Below are 17,635 nucleotides of genomic sequence, written 5' to 3' on the forward strand. Positions count from 1 at the left end.
CAGCAAATAAAGTTCCAAAAAAGGCGGTTAGATGCAAAATTGTTACGTTATTTCGCGCGAAATTTTAGACGATTTGACGCGGATTATATCAGCAAAATTTAAAAATTTCGCTGTGTTTGAAGTAAATTTTAGCCAAGACGAGCGAGAACTGATTAAAAAAGGGTTAGACAAGGAGCCGATATTAGCGCTAATATCGCGCTTTGAAAAAGCGAGCGAAGGGTTCGAATTTTTAATAATCGCAGGCTGCGAAGGCATCGGGCTAATCGGCAAAACCGAGCTAAATTTAAAAATAGCCAGACATCTAAACTCACCCGTTTTCGAGCGCGAAAATTTAAACGAACTTCGCGCCATAAACGCGAGTTCCAAGCTCTTAATCACGAACGACGTAAGCGAAATTTTAGTCTCCTCGCAAAATATAATTACGCCTTACCGTTTTGAGAAAATTTTACTGCAAAGAGCGCGCGAAGCGGGCAGCAGCGTCATTTTGCCAGAAAGCGACGACGAGAGAATTTTAAAAGCGGCGCAAATTCTACTAGCGCAAGGCGCGGTAAAAATTATCTTGCTAGGCGACGCGGAAGAGATAGATAAAAGAGCCCGAAATTTGGAGATAAATTTAAGCGGCGCGCAGATATTCGACCCTAAAACCGATCCGCGCGGCGAGGAGTTCGCGCAAATTTTATACGAAGCCAGACGCGCAAAAGGCATGAGTTTAGAGCAGGCGCGAATTTTAGCGCGCGATAAAGTTTATTTCGCTACGCTAGCCGTAGCTTCCGGTGCCGCGGGAGCCGTAGTGAGCGGCGCTACTATGAGCACGGCCGATACTATTCGTCCTGCGCTGCAAATTATAAAAACAAAGCCGAACGCAAAGCTCGTTTCGGGGCTATTTTTTATGGCGTTAGAAGAAGAGACGTTAGCCTACGCAGACTGCGCCGTAACGCCTAATCCGAGCGCGGACGAACTAGCTAGCATCGCGGTTACGAGCGCGCAAACGGCAAAGGCGTTCGGCATCGAGCCGCGCGTAGCGATGTTAAGCTACTCGACCGCAGATAGCGGCAGCGGCGCGGACGTAGATTTTGCGCGCGAAGCGGCGGCAAAAGCGCTTGAAATCGCCCCCGAGCTAAAAATCGCGGCTCCGATCCAATACGACGCGGCCAGCGTGCCTAGCGTGGGCGCTAAAAAGATGCCGGGCTCCGAGGTCGCGGGGAGAGCGAACGTATTTATATTTCCTAACCTAAACTGCGGAAATATCTGCTACAAAGCCGTCCAGCGCAGCGCGAACGCCGTAGCGATAGGTCCGATTTTACAAGGACTAAAAAAACCGGTTAACGATCTAAGTAGAGGCTGCGAGGTCGCGGACATCGTAAACACCGTGCTAATTAGCGCAATCCAAGCAAAGGCGGAATAATGAAAATTTTAGTACTAAACTCCGGAAGCAGCTCGATAAAATTCCAGTTATTTTTAATGGATAACGAGCAAAGCATAGCAAGCGGGATCGTCGAGCAGATCGGCTGTCCCGGCGGGCGCGCGACGCTTAAAGCAAACGGCGAAATTTACGAAAGGACGACGCCCGTCGCGGATCACCACGCAGGGCTTGATCTAATGGACGAACTGTTTCGCGAGTCGGGTACGCTACACGATCTAAGCGAGCTAGACGGCATCGGGCACAGGATAGTGCACGGCGGCGAGAGCTTTTTTAACTCCATGATCGTAACGCCCGAGGTTATCGAAAAAATCGAGCAAATAAGCCCGCTGGCTCCGCTTCATAACCCGGGCCACATCGCGGGTATCAAAAATGCGATGGCAAGCAGTAAAGGCGTACCTCACGTCGTAGTTTTCGACACCGTCTTTCATCAAACGATGCCTGAATACGCCTACCGCTACGCCCTACCCTACGACGTTTGTAAGGCTCACCACATCCGCAAGTACGGCTTTCACGGCACTTCGCACAACTATGTTTGCAAGCGCGGCGCGGCGCTTTTGGGCGTGCCTTACGAAAATTTTAACGCAATCTCGCTGCACCTTGGCAACGGAGCTAGCGCGTGCGCGGTGCAAAACGGCAAAAGCATAGATACGTCTATGGGTTTAAGCCCGCTTGAAGGGCTTATTATGGGGACGCGTAGCGGCGATATGGATCCTGCGGCGCTCGTATATCTCTTAAACGCCGGCGAGCTCAAATGGGACGAGATAGACTCGTTTTTAAATAAAAAAAGCGGACTGTTAGGCATTTGCGGATCGAGCGATATGCGCGACGTGGTTGCAAAAATGGAGCACGACGAGCGCGCGAAACTGGCGTTTGAGATGTTTTGCTACCGAGTGAAAAAATATATCGGCGCTTATTACGCCGCGCTCGGACGCGTAGACGCGCTGATTTTTACGGGAGGTATCGGCGAAAACGCGCCTAATACGCGCCAAAAGCTCTGCGACGAACTAGCGCATCTAGGTATTAAAATCGACCGCGAGCTAAATTTTGGCGCAAGTCGCGCCGAACGCAGCCTAGACGCAAAAGGGGCTAAAATTTCCACGCTGGTAATCCCTACGAATGAAGAGCTAGAAATAGCAAGGGAGACTAAACGCTTAATTTCGGGAAAGAGCGCGTAAAATTTAGCCCATCCCGCCAAAATAAAAATCGCTAAAATTCGCGCCGAACGACCGCGCCGATTTTTAGCAAACTACCTCTTTTCTTTCTTTTTATCCGCTTGCTTCGCGTTTTTAGCGGGCATCTTCGGCGTAGCGGGGGCTGCTGCGGCGTTTGCTTTTTGGCTTTGGGCGCCGGCAGAGTCTGTCTTCGCCTCGCCCGCTAAATTCGTCCCCAAATTTTGAGCGCTCGCATTATCTTCGCTTAAATTAGCGTCGCTCGCGCGCGTAAATTCGCCGACTAACTCGTCGTAGCGCGATTTTGCTTTTTCGTAGACGCCTTGATTTAGATCGACTCCGATCTTTTTTAAATCGACGACGTCGCCGCACGCGAGCAAATAGCCGCTATCGCAGCTTTTCATTAGATAACCTACGCCAAGCTCGGCGCTCGTGTGCCTATTTAGCGCCGCATCCATTTGAGGCGTTATTTGCTCGTTTATATACATTAAGCCTAGCTCCTCGCACGCCATTTCGTCGTTTACTTCGCAGCCCGCGCTAAAAATTTCATACGCCGCCGCGAAATTTTCATCGTTTATCGCATCCATTCCGCGCTCGATATCGTCGATGTCAAAGCCGAGCGCGGCTACCCACAGCGCGCTTAAAAATATAAATTTTCTCATCACATAAAGCTCGGAGCGTCGTTTGAAAATAGCACCAAATCGCCCATTTTCGTATATTTTACGAGCATTTCTTGCATCTTGGTTTTATCCTTTATAATTATAATTTCAGGCTTACTTAGCGCTTTCATCAGCGCCTGCGCGTTTAGCGGACTTGAAATCATCACGACGTCGAAAATTTCGTTCATCACGCGTCCTAGTCGTTCGTTTTCCTCGGGCGTGCTCTCGACTATACCCGGCGTTATTACCACCTTGCGTCCGCCGTAAGTCGCCGCAAGCTCGTAGCTAGCGCTCATTCCCGCGAAATTTCCGTTAAAGCTATCATCTATTATCAGTTTGCCGCTCGCTTGGATTTTTTGCAAGCGATGCTCTACGTTTTGCATTTTAGCTAACACCCGCGCAATATTTTCGTAGGAAACGCCTAAATATTTAGCTACTTTAATACAAACGGCAAGATTTGCGGCGTTAAATTTTCCGAGCAAAGGCGAGCTAAATTTCTCCCCGTCAAGCTCGAAATTTAAGCCATCCAAACTAGCGACGACGTTTTTTAAATTTTCGTCGTAAATTTCGATGTTTTCGCCCGTTTTTTGAGCGCTAGAATGCAAAAACGCCTTTTGCAGGCGCGGACTTTGCAACGCTTCAAGCTTAGTCGCTCGCACGTTTTCAAGCGTTTTAAAATACTCGATGTGCTGCTCGCCTATCTCGCCTACTACTACGATTTGCGGGCGTAAAAACTCGACGATCTCGGCGATATCTCCGCGCTGACGCGCGCCCGCTTCGGCGATGTAGATTTGCGTATTCGCGGTTAAGTTTTCGTTGACGTCTTTAATTAGCCCCGCAAGCGTGTTTACGCTGCGCGGCGTCTTGTGGCAGATAAAATCGTCTTTTAGTAGCTCGAAAAGGAAATTTTTAATGCTGGTTTTGCCGTAGCTAGCCGTTATTAAAATTATCTTTAAATCCGAAAAATTCCGTAGCTTTGCATCTGCCTTTCGCCTAAAATTTAGCGCGTTTATCCGCTCGAAAACAAAACTAGCTCCGAGCGACGCGAAAAGCGTTAAAAGCGCGTCTATTTTTACCGCGCCCGTAAATTTAAAGGATAGCGCCGCGCCTAAAACGCAAGCAAGCGCCGCAAAAGCGAAAAACCGCTTCACGCGAGCGGTAAAAACCAGCTTTTTATCAAGCTTTTTGTGCCACAAAAAAAGCGCGGGCAAAAATGCGAAATAAAAGTATATCCAAAACCACGTTCCCGTCGCGTAAAACAGCGCGAGCGGAACGGCGAAAAACGTCGCGTGCCAAAGCGGCCGCGTAAAATGAAATAGCACGCGCTCCACGCGATACGAAAACCACTGAAAACACGTAATCGCGTAAAAACATATCGCAAACGCGAATGCCGCTTGGCTAGCGATAAAAAACGCTTCTTTCGTAAAATCTGGCGAGCTCATTTTATCTCCCTCACGCTTTCTATACCGCTATCAAGCGCCTCTTCGTCTGAGCGAAGACTAAAATTTTCCTCGTCGGCGCTTAAAATTCGCTCTATTTGCTCGCAGATAAATCCCGCGTGCAGTAAAAAGAAAAAATGGTCTCCGCTAAGCGGGAAAAATTCGCTGTTTTTAATTAGCGAATGGATTTTCTCCCCGCTTTTTAAGCTCGTAGCGCGGTCGCTCTCGCCCCAAAAGACGAGCGCGCGCCCGTTAAAATCTGCAAATTTCGCGCTAAAATCCTCGTTTACGACGTTTTTAAGCGTCTCGTACATCGTGCGGCTCATTCCGCTCACGTCTTTACTGGCGAAAATTTTATAAAATTTCCCGAAACCCAAAATTTTAAAAAATTTAAAAATCGCGATTTTAGCGCGCACTAAAAAGGGCTTAGGCTCTACGATGCCCGCAGAGCTTAAAAGCGCTAAAATAGGCGGATTTAAAAGCACGGCTACCTTCCCGCCGAAGCTGTGCCCCGCTATAAGCCTTGGGCAAAGGCCCAGTTCGCTCAAAAATGCGGAAACAATTTTTGCGTAATCTTTCGTAGTTAGCGGCTCGCCTATACTGCTAGCTCCAAAGCCCGCAAGATCTACGTAAATATGGCGAAATTTCGTCAAATGAGCGCCGAACGCCTTTTTCATCAGCTCTTTATTTGCGCCCCAGCCGTGTAAAAACAACACGCAGATATCAGCCTTAGGGTTTAAAATTTCATAGCTTATCTCATACGTACGAGAGCCTACTTTTACGCTTTTACTCGCCATCTTGCCCTCTTTTGTCCTCTGCGGCTCGCTTGTCGTCGTAGATGCTTTGTAAAATTTTAGCCGCTTTTTGCAGCTCCTCGCGCCCGCTAGCGTTCGCCAAAATTTCCTCGAATTCGCCCTGCTTTTTAGCCGCGTAGATACCGCGCAAAATTCCGACCGCATCTTGAAGCCGCTCGTACTCGCTCATACTTAAAAGTATGGCTTCGAATTTGTTATTTTTTACTATCACGGCGCGTTTACTCTCGTTTTTGCTAATCTTGCTTAAAACAGAGCTAAAATTTCGCACGACCTCGGTCGCGGTAAAAATTTCGTCTTTGCTAAATTCCGCCATATTGTGCCTCTACATAAAATTTTACGCAAAATTTAGCGTATTTTTGATTAGACTTAGGTTAAAATTTAGCCTATTAGGCTAAATTTTGCCGCCCTTGGCGCTAGTGATGGAATTTATAAATTTGTAGTCTATTTTGATATTTTTAGCTTGCGGAAGCGATTGCGCGAGTTTATCTAAAACGTCCTCGAAATCGGCGAATAGGTAGTTTGCGAGGCTGCCCGGGTTTGGATTTATCTCGTTTAGATAGACCTTGTCGTCTATTACGAAAAAGTCGCAGCGAATGAGCGCGCCCTCAAAACCGCTTTCGTAAATTTTTCTAAACGCCTCTTTTAGCCTCTCTTCAAGCTCACTTGAAATTTCGGCGCTTTTAGCTTTGCCGTCGTTTGAAAAGCTAAGGTATTTTTGCTCGTAATCGAGAAATTCCTTTTTTTTAGGCTCTTCTATGACCGAATAAATAAACTCGCCGTCCGCCTTACAGCCGGCTAAATTATACTCTTTTACGCCCGCCACAAAAGGCTCTACCAGCACTTCGCTATCAAATTCAAACGCCACGTCCAGCGCGTATTCCAGCTCGCTTTGCTCATGCGCGACGCTCACGCCGATGCTGCTTCCAAGCCGCGCGGGCTTTAAGATAACCGGGAAATTTAGCCCCGCTCTTTCGCCTCGTTTAATCGTTTCGTATTCTAGCGTCGCGACGCCCGCTTTTTGGGCCAGCAGCTTAGTTAGGGCTTTATTAAAGCTCATTACGCTAGCTTCCGGGCGCGGTCCGATGAAGCTAACGCCGTAAAATTCGAGTAGCGCGGCTAGCTTGCCGTCTTCGCCGTCCGCGCCGTGGATTAGATTAATATAAACGTCCGCTTCTACGCGCTTAACGCCCAGTAATCCGTGCGAATAAAAGCCGCCTTGCGATAAAAATACCCGCTTGCAGCTTTTATATTTTCCGGAGCTAAAAAAATTAGCCCTCATCTGCGCGGCAGGAATTAGGTAAAATTCTCTTCGCGCGTCGCAAAATATAAACGTCAAATCTCGTTTTAGCACGTTTTTCACAGCGATCGCGCTAACGATGCTAATCTCGTGCTCGTAGCTTTGTCCGCCGAATATTATCCCAAATTTCATAGATTTCCTTTACGCTAGTTTTTTTAGGGCTTCTTTGACGATTTCGCCCGTATTTTCGCCTTTGCAATCGCCTAAAATTTTAACGATCTTGTCGCGCTTAAAGCCGAGCGCTTCAAGCGCCATTAGCGCTTCGCTTTGATAGCTAGGCACGGCCTCGTCGGCGATTAGTTTGGCGTCTCCTAGCTCTGCGATTATCCTGCGTGCGCTTTTAGGCCCGATACCCGGCACGCTTTGAAGCGCCGCAGCATCGCCGCTAACTACCGCCGTATTAAACGCGCCTGGAGTAAGCGACGAGCATATCGCCATCGCCGTGCTGGCGCCAATCCCGTTTAGCTTGATTAAAATTTCAAACATCTTTTGCTCGCTAGCGTCTAAAAATCCGTAAAGCAAATTCGCGTCTTCGCGAATTATCTGCGTAGTTTTTAACTCCACCTTCGCGCCCGTTTCCAGTTTGGCGCTGCAAAATAGCGAAATAAACAGCCCGTAGCTTATCCCGCTAGCCGTTTTTAACACGACGAACGCGGGCATTTTTTGCGTTATTACGCCTTCGACGGCTTTTATCATTTTTATCCTTTAAAACGTTACTTTCTCGAAATCGCCCAGCGAATTTGATTTTTTAATCCTAAAATCGGTCTCTCCGTCCGCTTTTTCGAATTTTTCCAGCGTTATTACGCGCGCGGTTTCGTTTTGCTTGGTCGAGTACGTTACGGTTTTTGGCGGATCTACCAGGGTAAAGCGAATTTCGTTTAGATCTATCCAGCCGCCGCGATTTATGATCTTTGCCGAAAATACGCCGTTTTGCATCACGTCAAGCTCTTGCTTTAAGGCGGCGAGCTCGTCTTTTTTACTATTAAATTCGCTCAAAATCGCGTTATATTCGCCGACTAAATCCTGATACTCTTTTAGCTTTTTCATAAAGGTTACTGGCGGCACGACCTTTGTTTTTTGCAACTCTTCAATCTTTTGCTTTATCGTATAAATCGGCGCTTTATTTTCGTCGATTATGATTTTTTTAGTTCTTAAAATTTTAGGCAATCGCTCCAACTCCGCGTTTAAAGCATCGATTTTAGCTAGCTGCTCGTCTATCTCGCCCGTTTGATCTTTCATTTTGCTCGCGTCTATGATAAAGCGATTATTCGTGCCGCGCAAATATTTCACGTCTATAATGTTTGAAGCCGTTAGCGTGCAGTTTGAGCCTAGGGTTTCTATCTGGATGCTTTGAGCCGTGATCTGTCCGCCGACCACGCTTTTTACCCTTACTTTTTTAGCCAGCACGCAGCCGCCTTCTAGCCTATCTATCGTAATCTCGTCGCCCTCTGCGTAGCCGATGTGAATCGCTATATCCGCGCTTGCGGCGTAAATTTTTGATTTTCCGTGCGTTTGTCCGCCGATTACTACGTGGTTTGCTTTTACTACGGCGTTTGAACCTATATTGCCCTTTACCTGCACCTCGTCGGCCTCCACCGCGACGCCCGGACCTATCGCGTCTTTTATCATATCGCTCTCTTTTACTACGAGCGTTACGTTAGTATCAAGGCCTGCTTGCACGGAACCCGTGGACTTAAAATCGATCTGGCTTACTTCAAGCGTCTCGGCGATGTCGTAAAAGCCTTTGTTTTCGCTTACGTAACCGGCCTTTTTAGCGATAAATTTTACGCTCTCGTCATCCTCTCTTCGCTCGATATTATCGCTTACTTTTATCTCGTTGCCGTTTTCGTCTTTGGGCGCGGGGATGGCGATAAATTTACCGCGCGCGTCGCGTCCGTTTTTGCCGTCTTTGGGCTTTATTTGCTCCATAATAAGCTCGCCCTCGCTCACGCCGAATAAAAATCCGCGGCTCGCGTAGTCGATTTTACCTTCTTTGCCGATATTTTCCAGCTTTTTTTTGTAATAATAAATCGTTTGCGCGTCGGTCGAGATTTTAGGCGCGACGCCTACCGCGACTACTATCGTCGTATCCTCGCTAATTTCGTCTTTTACGCGAAGCTGCGAGGCTATTTGCAGTAGCTTTTCCTTCGTCTCGCCCGTTCGCACTCCGATTAAAATTTGCGCCTTTAAAAGCTGCTTTGATATATATTCAAACATTAGCCGCTCTAAGCCCGCCGTATAATGGCATTCGCCGGTTTTACGAACCGTAGCGATTACTTTGGTTACGGCGCCGTTTACGCCGATCGAAATTTTAGGCATCGGCGGCGGAGGGCTTTTGCGCAGGTCGTAAAATTCGACTAAGTAACTTTGCGAAATTTCTAAGCTCGGGTCGATAAATAGCTCGTTATCGTCAAACACCCCCAGCTCGTCTTGCTTAACCTCGACGGGCTCTTTATTCGCTTCGTTCGTATAAGAAGTGAAAATTTCTTGTATGTCAAAATCGATAAATTCCGCCGCTACGCCTTGTTGCGCGCTTAACTCGCGAAGTTTAGCGTAAGGTTTGTCGGTTTGAATTTGCACCGGTTCTAAAAATTTTATCTCGCTCAAAATATAATCCGATTATCAAAATTTAAAGCTTGATTATCCCATAAAATTCATTAAATTTGGGTTATGCGAGCTTTTAGGCAAAATTAGTTACAATCCGCGAAGCTAAATTTAGATAGGATCCTATGTTTATCAAAGGTTTTTTTTCAAACTCGGCGGGCATTATGATCTCGCGAATTTTGGGGCTTGTCCGCGATTTATTAACCGCGTCGATTTTAGGCGCGGGGGTTTTTAGCGACCTATTTTTTATCGCGTTTAAAATACCTAATTTATTTCGTAGAATTTTCGGCGAAGGGGCGTTTACGCAAGCTTTTTTGCCTAACTTCGCAAAGGCCGGCAAAAAAGGAATCTTCGCGGCGAAAATTTTTATAAATTTTTTGCTTTTTATCACCGTTTTAACGCTTGCAGTCAATCTTTTCACCCCGTTTTTTATTAAAATCATCGCCAGCGGCCTAACCGCTCAAAATATCGCGGACGCCGCGCCGTTAGTTTGCGTAAATTTTTACTATTTGGCGCTAATTTACGTTGTTACTTTTTTAGGCTCGCTGCTTCAATATCGCGGGCATTTCGCCACCACCGCGTTTAGCACGGCGCTTTTAAATTTAGCTATGATCGCCGCGCTTTTACTCTCGCGAGGGCTTAGCGAGCGCGAGGTCGCGTTTAATCTAAGCCTAGGCGTGGTCGCGGGCGGAGTTTTACAAGTCGGCGCGCACCTAATAGCGCTAAAATTTAACGGAATTAGTAAAATTTTTTACGGCGGACTAGTTAGGCTCGCGCGCGGTAAAAAGGCCGAAACGAAAGGCTTTTTTAGCAACTTTTACCACGGGCTTTTAGGTTCGTCCGCGATGCAGATAAGCGCGTTTATGGATACCTGGCTAGCTAGCTTTTTAGCGGCGGGCTCGATTAGCTATCTTTTTTACGCAAACCGCATTTTTCAGCTTCCTTTGGCGATTTTCGCTATCGCGCTAGCCCAAGCGCTGTTTCCTAAAATTACCCGTCTTTTAAAATCGGGCGACGAGCAAAACGCGCTAATTTGGACTCAAAAAAGCTTTAACCTGCTTTTAGCGCTGCTGCTTAGCGCGAGCGCGGCGGGCATTATTTTTAGCGAAGGCATAATTTGGCTGCTTTTTGAACGCGGAAATTTTAATAGAGCCGATACGCAGGCATGCGCGGCGGTTTTGAGCGCTTATTTGATAGGACTTACGCCCTTTGGACTGGCGAAGCTTTTTTCAAACTGGCTTTACGCTAAAATGCAGCAAAAATTAGCCGCTAAAATTTCGCTTATCACGCTAGGCGTGAATCTCGCGTTAGCGGTGGTTTTGATGAAATTTTACGCAGCGGCGGGACTTGCGCTGGCAAGCTCGCTGGGCGGATTTTTACAACTGGCGCTATACGTAAGAGCCTTCGGAGCGCGAAATTTTTTAGCTATAATCTCGCCCAAAATTTTATGCGCGATAATAGTCTGGACCGCTATTTTATCGTTTATTTTAGAAATTTTAAAGGAAAAATTATATGTATATCTATGATACCTCAAAACGCAAAAAGGTAAAATTCGAGCCCGTATCTCCTATGAAAGCGAATATCTATCTGTGCGGGCCTACCGTTTACGACGACGCGCATTTGGGTCACGCAAAAAGCGCGGTAAGCTTTGATCTGCTTCGCCGCACGCTAACCGCGCTCGGATACGAGGTAAATTTCGCGCGAAACTACACCGACATAGACGATAAAATTTTAAAAAAAATGGACGAAACCGGCGAAAGCTTAGAAGCCATAACGCAGCGCTATATACAAAGCTACGAGCGCGATATGAAAGCGCTAGGCGTACTAGATCCGAATTTTAAACCCAAAGCCACGCAATGTCTGGAAGCGATCAAAGAATATATCGTCTCTTTGTTAAAGAGCGGATTTGCCTACGAGATCGCAAACGACGGCATATATTTTAATACGAGCAAAGACGAGCGGTATTTCGAGATTAGCGGCAAAGATAATAACGCCGAACTAATCGCGCGCGTGGCAAGCAACGACGGCAAAAAAGACGTCAAGGACTTCGCGCTGTGGAAATTCGACGAAAAATGGTACGATAGTCCGTTCGGACGCGGCAGGCCCGGCTGGCACACCGAATGCGTCGCGATGATAAAGCAGCTTTTTAGCGCGAGCGGCGACGAAAATTTTAATATAGACATTCACGCGGGCGGCATCGACCTACTCTTCCCGCACCACGAAAACGAGGCCGCGCAGTGCCGCTGCGCCGAGCGCAAAAGCCTAGCTAAATACTGGATGCACAACGGATTTATTCAAGTAAATAACGAAAAAATGAGCAAAAGCCTAGGAAATAGCTTTTTCGTAAAAGACGCGCTACGCGAGAATTTAGGCGAAGCGCTGAGGTATTATCTGCTAACTAGCCATTACCGCGCGAATTTTAACTATTCAAGCGAAGATTTAAGCGCTGCAAAAAAACGGCTGGATAAAATTTACCGCCTTAAAAAGCGCGTTTTGGGCGTAAGCGCTAGCGCGGCGGATAAAAATTTTAAACGCGAAATTTTAGAGGCTCTAAGCGACGATTTAAACGCCTCAAAAGCGCTTGCCGCGGTAGACGAGTTTATAAAAAACGCAAACGACGGGCTTGATAACGCACCCAAAGATAAGGCGCTAAAAGGCTCAATCGCCGCGAATTTAGAGTTTATCGCGCAAATTTTAGGCGTGGGGGCGATGGATTGCTTCGAGTATTTTCAATTCGGCGTTACGGACGAGCAAAGGGCTAAAATTTCGCGCTTAATTAGCGAGCGAGACGAAGCTAAAAAGGCGAAAGATTACGCTAAAAGCGATGCGATTAGAGACGAGCTCGCCGCGCTTGGAATTAGTATAATGGATACGCCGTGCGGCTGCATGTGGGAGAAAATTTAATGAGCGGCGAGAAAAAACCTATGAGCCTAAAAGAAATTTTAGGGCGATTTAAGGGCTATTATAAAGACTATATCCCTCAGTTCGCGCTAGCGTTTTTAGGCATGATAGCAGCGGCTCTTAGCACCGCGGCGCTCGCAAAACTCGTCGAGCCCGTACTAAATGAAATTTTCGTACAAAAAGAAAAGGATATGCTTTACTTGCTACCCTACGCCATTATCGCGGTGTATTTCGCCAAGGGCGCGGGCGGCTTTTTGCAGGCGTATTACACGGCTTACATCGGACAAGACGTGGTGCGCCGCTTCCGCAACGCGCTGCTTGAAAATTTGCTAAAACTAGATATGGAATTTTTTAACAAGTACCGCACGGGCGAGCTAATCAGCCGAAATATCAACGACATAGAGCGCATTAGAAGCATCGTAAGCTCGCTAATACCCGAATTTATCCGCGAAGTAGTTACTATCGTAGGGCTGCTCGGCGTCGTGATTTATCAAAGCTACGAGCTTGCGTTTTTCGCGCTGATAATCATGCCGCTGGCCGCGTATCCACTCTCGCTGCTTGCTAAACGCATGAAAAAAATCTCCCGCAGCTCGCAGGAAAAAACCTCCGATATTAGCGCGAAACTAAGCGAAATTTTTACCAATATCGAGATAATTCAGGCAAATAACGCGCAAAGCTACGAACACGCGAAATTTTGCGAAGAAAACGCGAAATTTTTCAAGCTAAATTTAAAAAGTACCAAAGTCAGCGAAGCGGTAAGCCCTTTAATGGAAACCTTCGGCGCGGTAGGTATCGCCGTGGTCATCATCGTAGGCGGCAAGCAAGTAATCGAAGATACGATGAGCATGGGGGCGTTTTTTTCGTTTTTAACCGCGCTTTTTATGCTTTACACGCCTATAAAGCGGATTTCTGGGCTTTATAATAAAATGCAAGACGCCGTCGCCGCAAGCGAGCGGACGTTTGAGCTACTGGATCAAAAAAGTTCTATCTCGGACGGTAAGCGCGAAATTTCAGGCGATATAAAGAGTATAAAATTTGAAAACGTTACGCTTGATTACGGCGAGAAAAACGTACTAAAAGGCGTTAGCTTCGAAGCGCAAAAATCGCGCCTAATCGCGCTCGTCGGCGCAAGCGGCGGCGGCAAGAGCTCTTTAATGAATTTGCTGATTAGATTTTACGACGTAAAAAGCGGGCGAATTTTAATAGACGGCGTAGATCTGCGCGAGTTTAGCCTACGCTCGGTACGCGAAAATATCGGACTGGTAAGCCAGCGCGTTTATATTTTTAACGACACAGTCGCAAAAAACGTAGCTTACGGGCGCGAATTCGACGAAAAAGCCGTCGTCGAGGCGCTAAAAACGGCGAACGCGTGGGAATTTACGCAAAATTTAGAGGGCGGAATTCACGCCGTTTTAAGCGAATTCGGCGCTAATCTTTCGGGCGGTCAGCGCCAACGCATCGCGATCGCGCGCGCGCTTTATAAAAACCCGCAAATTTTAATATTCGACGAGGCCACTAGCGCGCTGGATAACGAAAGCGAAAAGCAAATCACGGACGCTATAAACAAGCTTCGCGGCGAAAAGATAATCTTCGTGATCGCTCACCGTCTAAGTACCGTGCGAAATGCCGATAAAATCGCGGTTTTAGAGGACGGAAAAATAGCAGACTACGGAAGCGACGAAGAGCTTTTGGGGCGCTGCGAAATTTACGCCAAGCTTAAAGGCAAATCCTTAGTTTAAGGCTCTTTTTGCTAAAATGCGCCAAATTTCAGCGCTTAAAAGAAGTTAAAGATGTTAAATTACGACGCATTAAAATCCGTTTTTTTTAAATTCGACCCCGAAACCGCTCACAAAATCGCCGAAATCGCGATGCGCGGGGCGAATTTTATATTTCCGGGCGCTTTTAGCCTAGTCGCGCGCAAGTGCGTGATAAACGACGCTAGATTACAGCAAAATTTACTAGGCTCTATCTATAATAACCCCGTAGGCGTCGCGGGAGGGTTCGATAAAAACGCGACGATGATCCCTGCTCTTACGGCGATGGGTTTCGGCTTTTTAGAATTCGGTACTTTCACGCCCAAACCGCAAGAAGGCAACGACAAGCCGCGCCTTTTTCGCCTAATCGAAGAAGAGAGTATCCAAAATGCGATGGGTTTTAATAACGAAGGTTGCGAGCGCGTAAAATCGCGCGTTAGCAAGCTTTATCCAAACGTATTGCCGCTTTGGGCCAATATCGGTAAAAATAAAATCACTCCGAACGAAGCCGCTATTAGCGATTACGAAACTCTCGTGCGAGAATTTTGCGAGCTAACCGACGCTTTCGTTATTAACGTCTCTTCGCCTAATACACCTAACCTTCGCGCGCTGCAAGAAAGCGAGTTTATAAGCGAGCTTTTCGGGCGCATCCGTCCGCTTACCAAACGCCCGATAATATTTAAAATAGCCCCCGATATGAGCGAGCAAAAGGCGGTAGAAATCTGCAAATGCGCGGTAGATAGCGGTGCGGACGGCGTGATAATAAATAATACCAGCGTGGATTATTCGCTATCGCATTCAGCGAATTTGCAAAATTTCGGCGGCCTTAGCGGTAAAATAATCGCTCAAAAATCGCGCGAGCTTTTCGGGACGGTCGCTAGCGAGCTTTACGGTAAAACGACGCTAATTAGCTGCGGCGGCATAGATAGCGCGCAGGAAGCTTACGAACGGATAAAATTAGGCGCTAATTTGGTACAAATTTTCACGGCGTTTATATTTAAAGGGCCTATGATAGCGCGCGCTATAAACGCGGGAATTTTAGAGCTTTTACGGCGCGACGGATATGAAAATATCAAGCAAGCCATCGGTGCGAATTTGAAAGGAAAAGCGTGATAAAATTTAATAAAACAAAACTTAAAAACGGACTTGAAATTTACCATCTACCCGTCAACAAAGGCTCAAACGTAATTAGCGTCGATATTTTTTACAAAGTCGGCTCGCGAAACGAAACCATGGGCAAAAGCGGCATCGCGCACATGCTAGAACACCTCAATTTTAAATCGACTAAAAATTTAAAAGCCGGCGAATTCGACCGTATCGTAAAAAGCTACGGCGGCGTGGATAACGCGAGTACGGGCTTTGATTATACGCATTATTTTATTAAAAGTTCTAGCCCGATTTTAGAGCGCTCGTTAGGTCTTTTTGCCGAGCTGATGGAAAATTTAAGCTTAAAAGGCAGGGAATTTCAGCCCGAACGCGACGTCGTGCACGAAGAGCGCAGATGGCGCACGGATAATAATCCTATCGGATACTTATATTTTCGCCTTTTTAACCACGCCTTTATCTACCACCCTTATCACTGGACGCCAATAGGTTTCATAAAAGATATAGAAAACTGGACGATCGAAGATATCCGCGAATTTCACGCGACATATTATCAGCCGCAAAATGCGATTTTATTAATTAGCGGCGACGTAGACAAGAAAACGGCATTCGAGCTTGCTAAGGCAAAATTCGGACACATTAAAAATAGACGCGAGTTGCCTAAATTTCACTGCGTAGAGCCCGCGCAAGACGGTGCTAAACGCATCACGATCCACAAAGAAAGCCAAACGCAGCTGCTTGCCATCGGCTATAAAATCCCGCCGTTTAATCACGACGATCAAGCCTGGCTGAGCGCCGTTAGCGCGTATCTTAGCAGCGGTAAAAGCTCGGTCTTGCAGCGCGTACTAATCGACGAACTACAACTCGTAAATGAAATTTACGCCTACGATATGCCTAGTATCGACGAAAATTTATTTATCATTCTCGCCGTTTGTAACCCTGGCGTAGAAGCCGAGCGCGCGGAGAATGAAATTTTAAAAATTTTAGACGAGTTAAAGACGAAACCTATCGCGCAAGACGACGTAACGAAGATTAAAAATTTAATCAAAAGCAAATTCGTATACGCGCAAGGAAGCGCTTCAAAAGCGGCGAATTTACTAGGCGATTATCTAGCGCGCGGGAGCATTGAGCCGCTTTATAAGCTTCAAAGCGCAAGCGAAAATTTAAGCGCCGAAATTTTACGAGATACGGCTAAAAAGTATTTTACGCCGCACAATTCTACGACGATCATCCTAAGAAAGGAAAAAAGTGAATAAAAAAACAATAATGGGCGCTATGACGGCGCTGATTACGCCTTTTAAAGACGGTAAATTAGACGAAATCGGTTATGAAAAATTAATCAAAAGACAAATCGCAAACGGCATCGATGCGGTCGTACCCGTAGGCACGACGGGCGAGAGCGCGACGCTAACGCACGACGAGCATAGAATTTGCATCGAAATCGCCGTAAATACCTGCAAAAATACCGGCGTAAAAGTGCTCGCAGGCGCCGGTAGTAACGCCACTCACGAGGCGGTAGGTCTTGCAAAATTCGCGCAAGATCACGGCGCAGACGGCATCCTCTCGGTTGCGCCCTACTACAACAAACCGACGCAAGAAGGCCTATACCGCCACTACAAAGCGATCGCTTCAAGCGTCGAAATCCCGGTGCTACTCTATAACGTCCCGGGCCGCGTGGGCGTAGATATCCAGCCGTGCACGGTTTTTAGACTGTTTAAAGAGTGCGAGAACGTCTACGGTGTAAAAGAAGCCACCGGCAGCATCGAGCGCTGCGTCGATCTGCTCGCGCACGAGCCTGCCTTGTCCGTCATCAGCGGCGAGGATGCGATAAACTACCCTATCCTCTCAAACGGCGGCAAGGGAGTGATCTCGGTCACGGCAAATTTACTCCCCGACGAAATCTCAAATTTGACCCACTTTGCGCTAAAAGGCGAATTTGCGCGCGCAAAAGCCATAAACGACGATCTTTATGCGGTAAATAAAATAATGTTTTGCGAGAGCAACCCTATTCCCGTCAAAGCCGCGATGTATATCGCAGGGCTCATATCAAGCCTCGAGTACCGCCTGCCGCTTTGCGAGCCGAGCACCGAAAATCTCAAAAAAATCGAACAAACCATAAAACAATATAATATAAAAGGATTTTAATGAATTGCGAAAACGAATTTAAAGGCAAAACTCTAGTAATCAGCGGCGGAACGCGCGGCATCGGACGCGCCATCGTGGAGGAATTCGCCGCAAAGGGCGTAAATATCGCCTTTACTTACAACTCAAACGAAGAGCTAGCCAAAACCCAAGCCGCCGAGCTCGAGGCGACATACGGCATAAAAGCCAGAGCCTACGCGCTAAATGTACTTGAGCCCGAGACCTACAAAGATCTATTTTTAGAGATCGACGCCGATTTTGACCGTATAGATTTTTTCGTCTCAAACGCCATCATCTCGGGTCGCCCGGTAGCAGGCGGATATACTAA

Annotated in this window: 15 protein-coding genes and 1 pseudogene; 9 read left to right on the forward strand and 7 right to left on the reverse strand. The window is 47.0% G+C overall.

What is annotated here, in order from left to right; all coding sequences use genetic code 11:
- Positions 1-31 precede the first annotated feature (31 nt).
- Together pta and QZ147_RS00135 are read left to right on the forward strand one after the other, a co-directional pair.
- Positions 32-1,405: a phosphate acetyltransferase gene (pta, locus tag QZ147_RS00130; RefSeq protein WP_295145947.1), complete on the forward strand. Its 1,374-nt coding sequence runs from the start codon at positions 32-34 to the stop codon at positions 1,403-1,405.
- Positions 1,405-2,598 (forward strand): acetate kinase, encoded by a 1,194-nt coding sequence (locus QZ147_RS00135; protein WP_295145949.1) that lies wholly within the window; start codon positions 1,405-1,407, stop codon positions 2,596-2,598. The genes pta and QZ147_RS00135 overlap by 1 nt, the downstream gene beginning before the upstream one ends.
- A 71-nt stretch (positions 2,599-2,669) precedes the next feature.
- Here the strand turns inward: QZ147_RS00135 and QZ147_RS00140 are convergent, their stop codons facing one another.
- The 7 genes and pseudogenes from QZ147_RS00140 to QZ147_RS00170 all read right to left on the reverse strand — a co-directional run bounded on the left by QZ147_RS00140 (position 2,670) and on the right by QZ147_RS00170 (position 9,409).
- Positions 2,670-3,254: a hypothetical protein gene (locus QZ147_RS00140; protein ID WP_295145951.1), complete on the reverse strand. Its 585-nt coding sequence runs from the start codon at positions 3,252-3,254 to the stop codon at positions 2,670-2,672.
- Positions 3,254-4,693: a UDP-N-acetylmuramoyl-tripeptide--D-alanyl-D-alanine ligase gene (gene murF, locus QZ147_RS00145; protein ID WP_295145953.1), complete on the reverse strand. Its 1,440-nt coding sequence runs from the start codon at positions 4,691-4,693 to the stop codon at positions 3,254-3,256. Before murF ends, QZ147_RS00140 begins: the two co-directional genes overlap by 1 nt.
- Entirely contained in the window at positions 4,690-5,487 is a 798-nt protein-coding gene (locus tag QZ147_RS00150; RefSeq protein WP_295145955.1) for an alpha/beta hydrolase, read from the reverse strand. Before QZ147_RS00150 ends, murF begins: the two co-directional genes overlap by 4 nt.
- Positions 5,488-5,608: 121 nt before the next feature.
- Positions 5,609-5,818, reverse strand: a pseudogene (locus QZ147_RS00155) (prevent-host-death protein); the annotation flags it as partial.
- 78 nt (positions 5,819-5,896) lie between these two features.
- Positions 5,897-6,934, reverse strand: a complete 1,038-nt coding sequence (locus QZ147_RS00160; protein ID WP_295145957.1) for a D-alanine--D-alanine ligase — start codon at positions 6,932-6,934, stop codon at positions 5,897-5,899.
- Between the two features lie 9 nt (positions 6,935-6,943).
- A complete protein-coding gene (ruvA, locus tag QZ147_RS00165) occupies positions 6,944-7,498 on the reverse strand; it encodes a Holliday junction branch migration protein RuvA (RefSeq protein WP_295145959.1) in 555 nt (184 codons plus the stop codon).
- A 9-nt stretch (positions 7,499-7,507) separates the two neighbouring features.
- Positions 7,508-9,409: a flagellar assembly protein A gene (locus tag QZ147_RS00170; protein WP_295145961.1), complete on the reverse strand. Its 1,902-nt coding sequence runs from the start codon at positions 9,407-9,409 to the stop codon at positions 7,508-7,510.
- 122 nt (positions 9,410-9,531) lie between these two features.
- Here QZ147_RS00170 and murJ point away from each other — a divergent pair, with 122 nt between their 5' ends.
- The 7 genes from murJ to QZ147_RS00205 all read left to right on the forward strand — a co-directional run.
- Entirely contained in the window at positions 9,532-10,932 is a 1,401-nt protein-coding gene (gene murJ, locus QZ147_RS00175; protein WP_295145963.1) for a murein biosynthesis integral membrane protein MurJ, read from the forward strand.
- Positions 10,919-12,310: a cysteine--tRNA ligase gene (cysS, locus tag QZ147_RS00180; RefSeq protein WP_295145965.1), complete on the forward strand. Its 1,392-nt coding sequence runs from the start codon at positions 10,919-10,921 to the stop codon at positions 12,308-12,310. The genes murJ and cysS overlap by 14 nt, the downstream gene beginning before the upstream one ends.
- Complete coding sequence (locus tag QZ147_RS00185; RefSeq protein WP_295145977.1) at positions 12,310-14,046, forward strand: ABC transporter ATP-binding protein; 1,737 nt, start codon at positions 12,310-12,312, stop codon at positions 14,044-14,046. Before cysS ends, QZ147_RS00185 begins: the two co-directional genes overlap by 1 nt.
- A gap of 51 nt (positions 14,047-14,097) precedes the next feature.
- Positions 14,098-15,174, forward strand: coding sequence for a quinone-dependent dihydroorotate dehydrogenase (locus QZ147_RS00190; protein WP_295145967.1), 1,077 nt, complete (start codon positions 14,098-14,100; stop codon positions 15,172-15,174).
- The gene (locus tag QZ147_RS00195; RefSeq protein ID WP_295145969.1) at positions 15,171-16,421 is read left to right on the forward strand and encodes a pitrilysin family protein; all 1,251 of its coding nucleotides are present in this window, start codon (positions 15,171-15,173) and stop codon (positions 16,419-16,421) included. Before QZ147_RS00190 ends, QZ147_RS00195 begins: the two co-directional genes overlap by 4 nt.
- The gene (dapA, locus tag QZ147_RS00200) at positions 16,414-17,310 is read left to right on the forward strand and encodes a 4-hydroxy-tetrahydrodipicolinate synthase (RefSeq protein ID WP_295145970.1); all 897 of its coding nucleotides are present in this window, start codon (positions 16,414-16,416) and stop codon (positions 17,308-17,310) included. Before QZ147_RS00195 ends, dapA begins: the two co-directional genes overlap by 8 nt.
- Positions 17,310-17,635: SDR family NAD(P)-dependent oxidoreductase (locus QZ147_RS00205; protein ID WP_295145971.1), on the forward strand; the 326-nt coding region annotated here is incomplete at its 3' end. The genes dapA and QZ147_RS00205, both read left to right, overlap by 1 nt.

The sequence above is a fragment of the uncultured Campylobacter sp. genome (genome assembly GCF_905371695.1).
Taxonomy (GTDB): Bacteria; Campylobacterota; Campylobacteria; order Campylobacterales; family Campylobacteraceae; genus Campylobacter_A.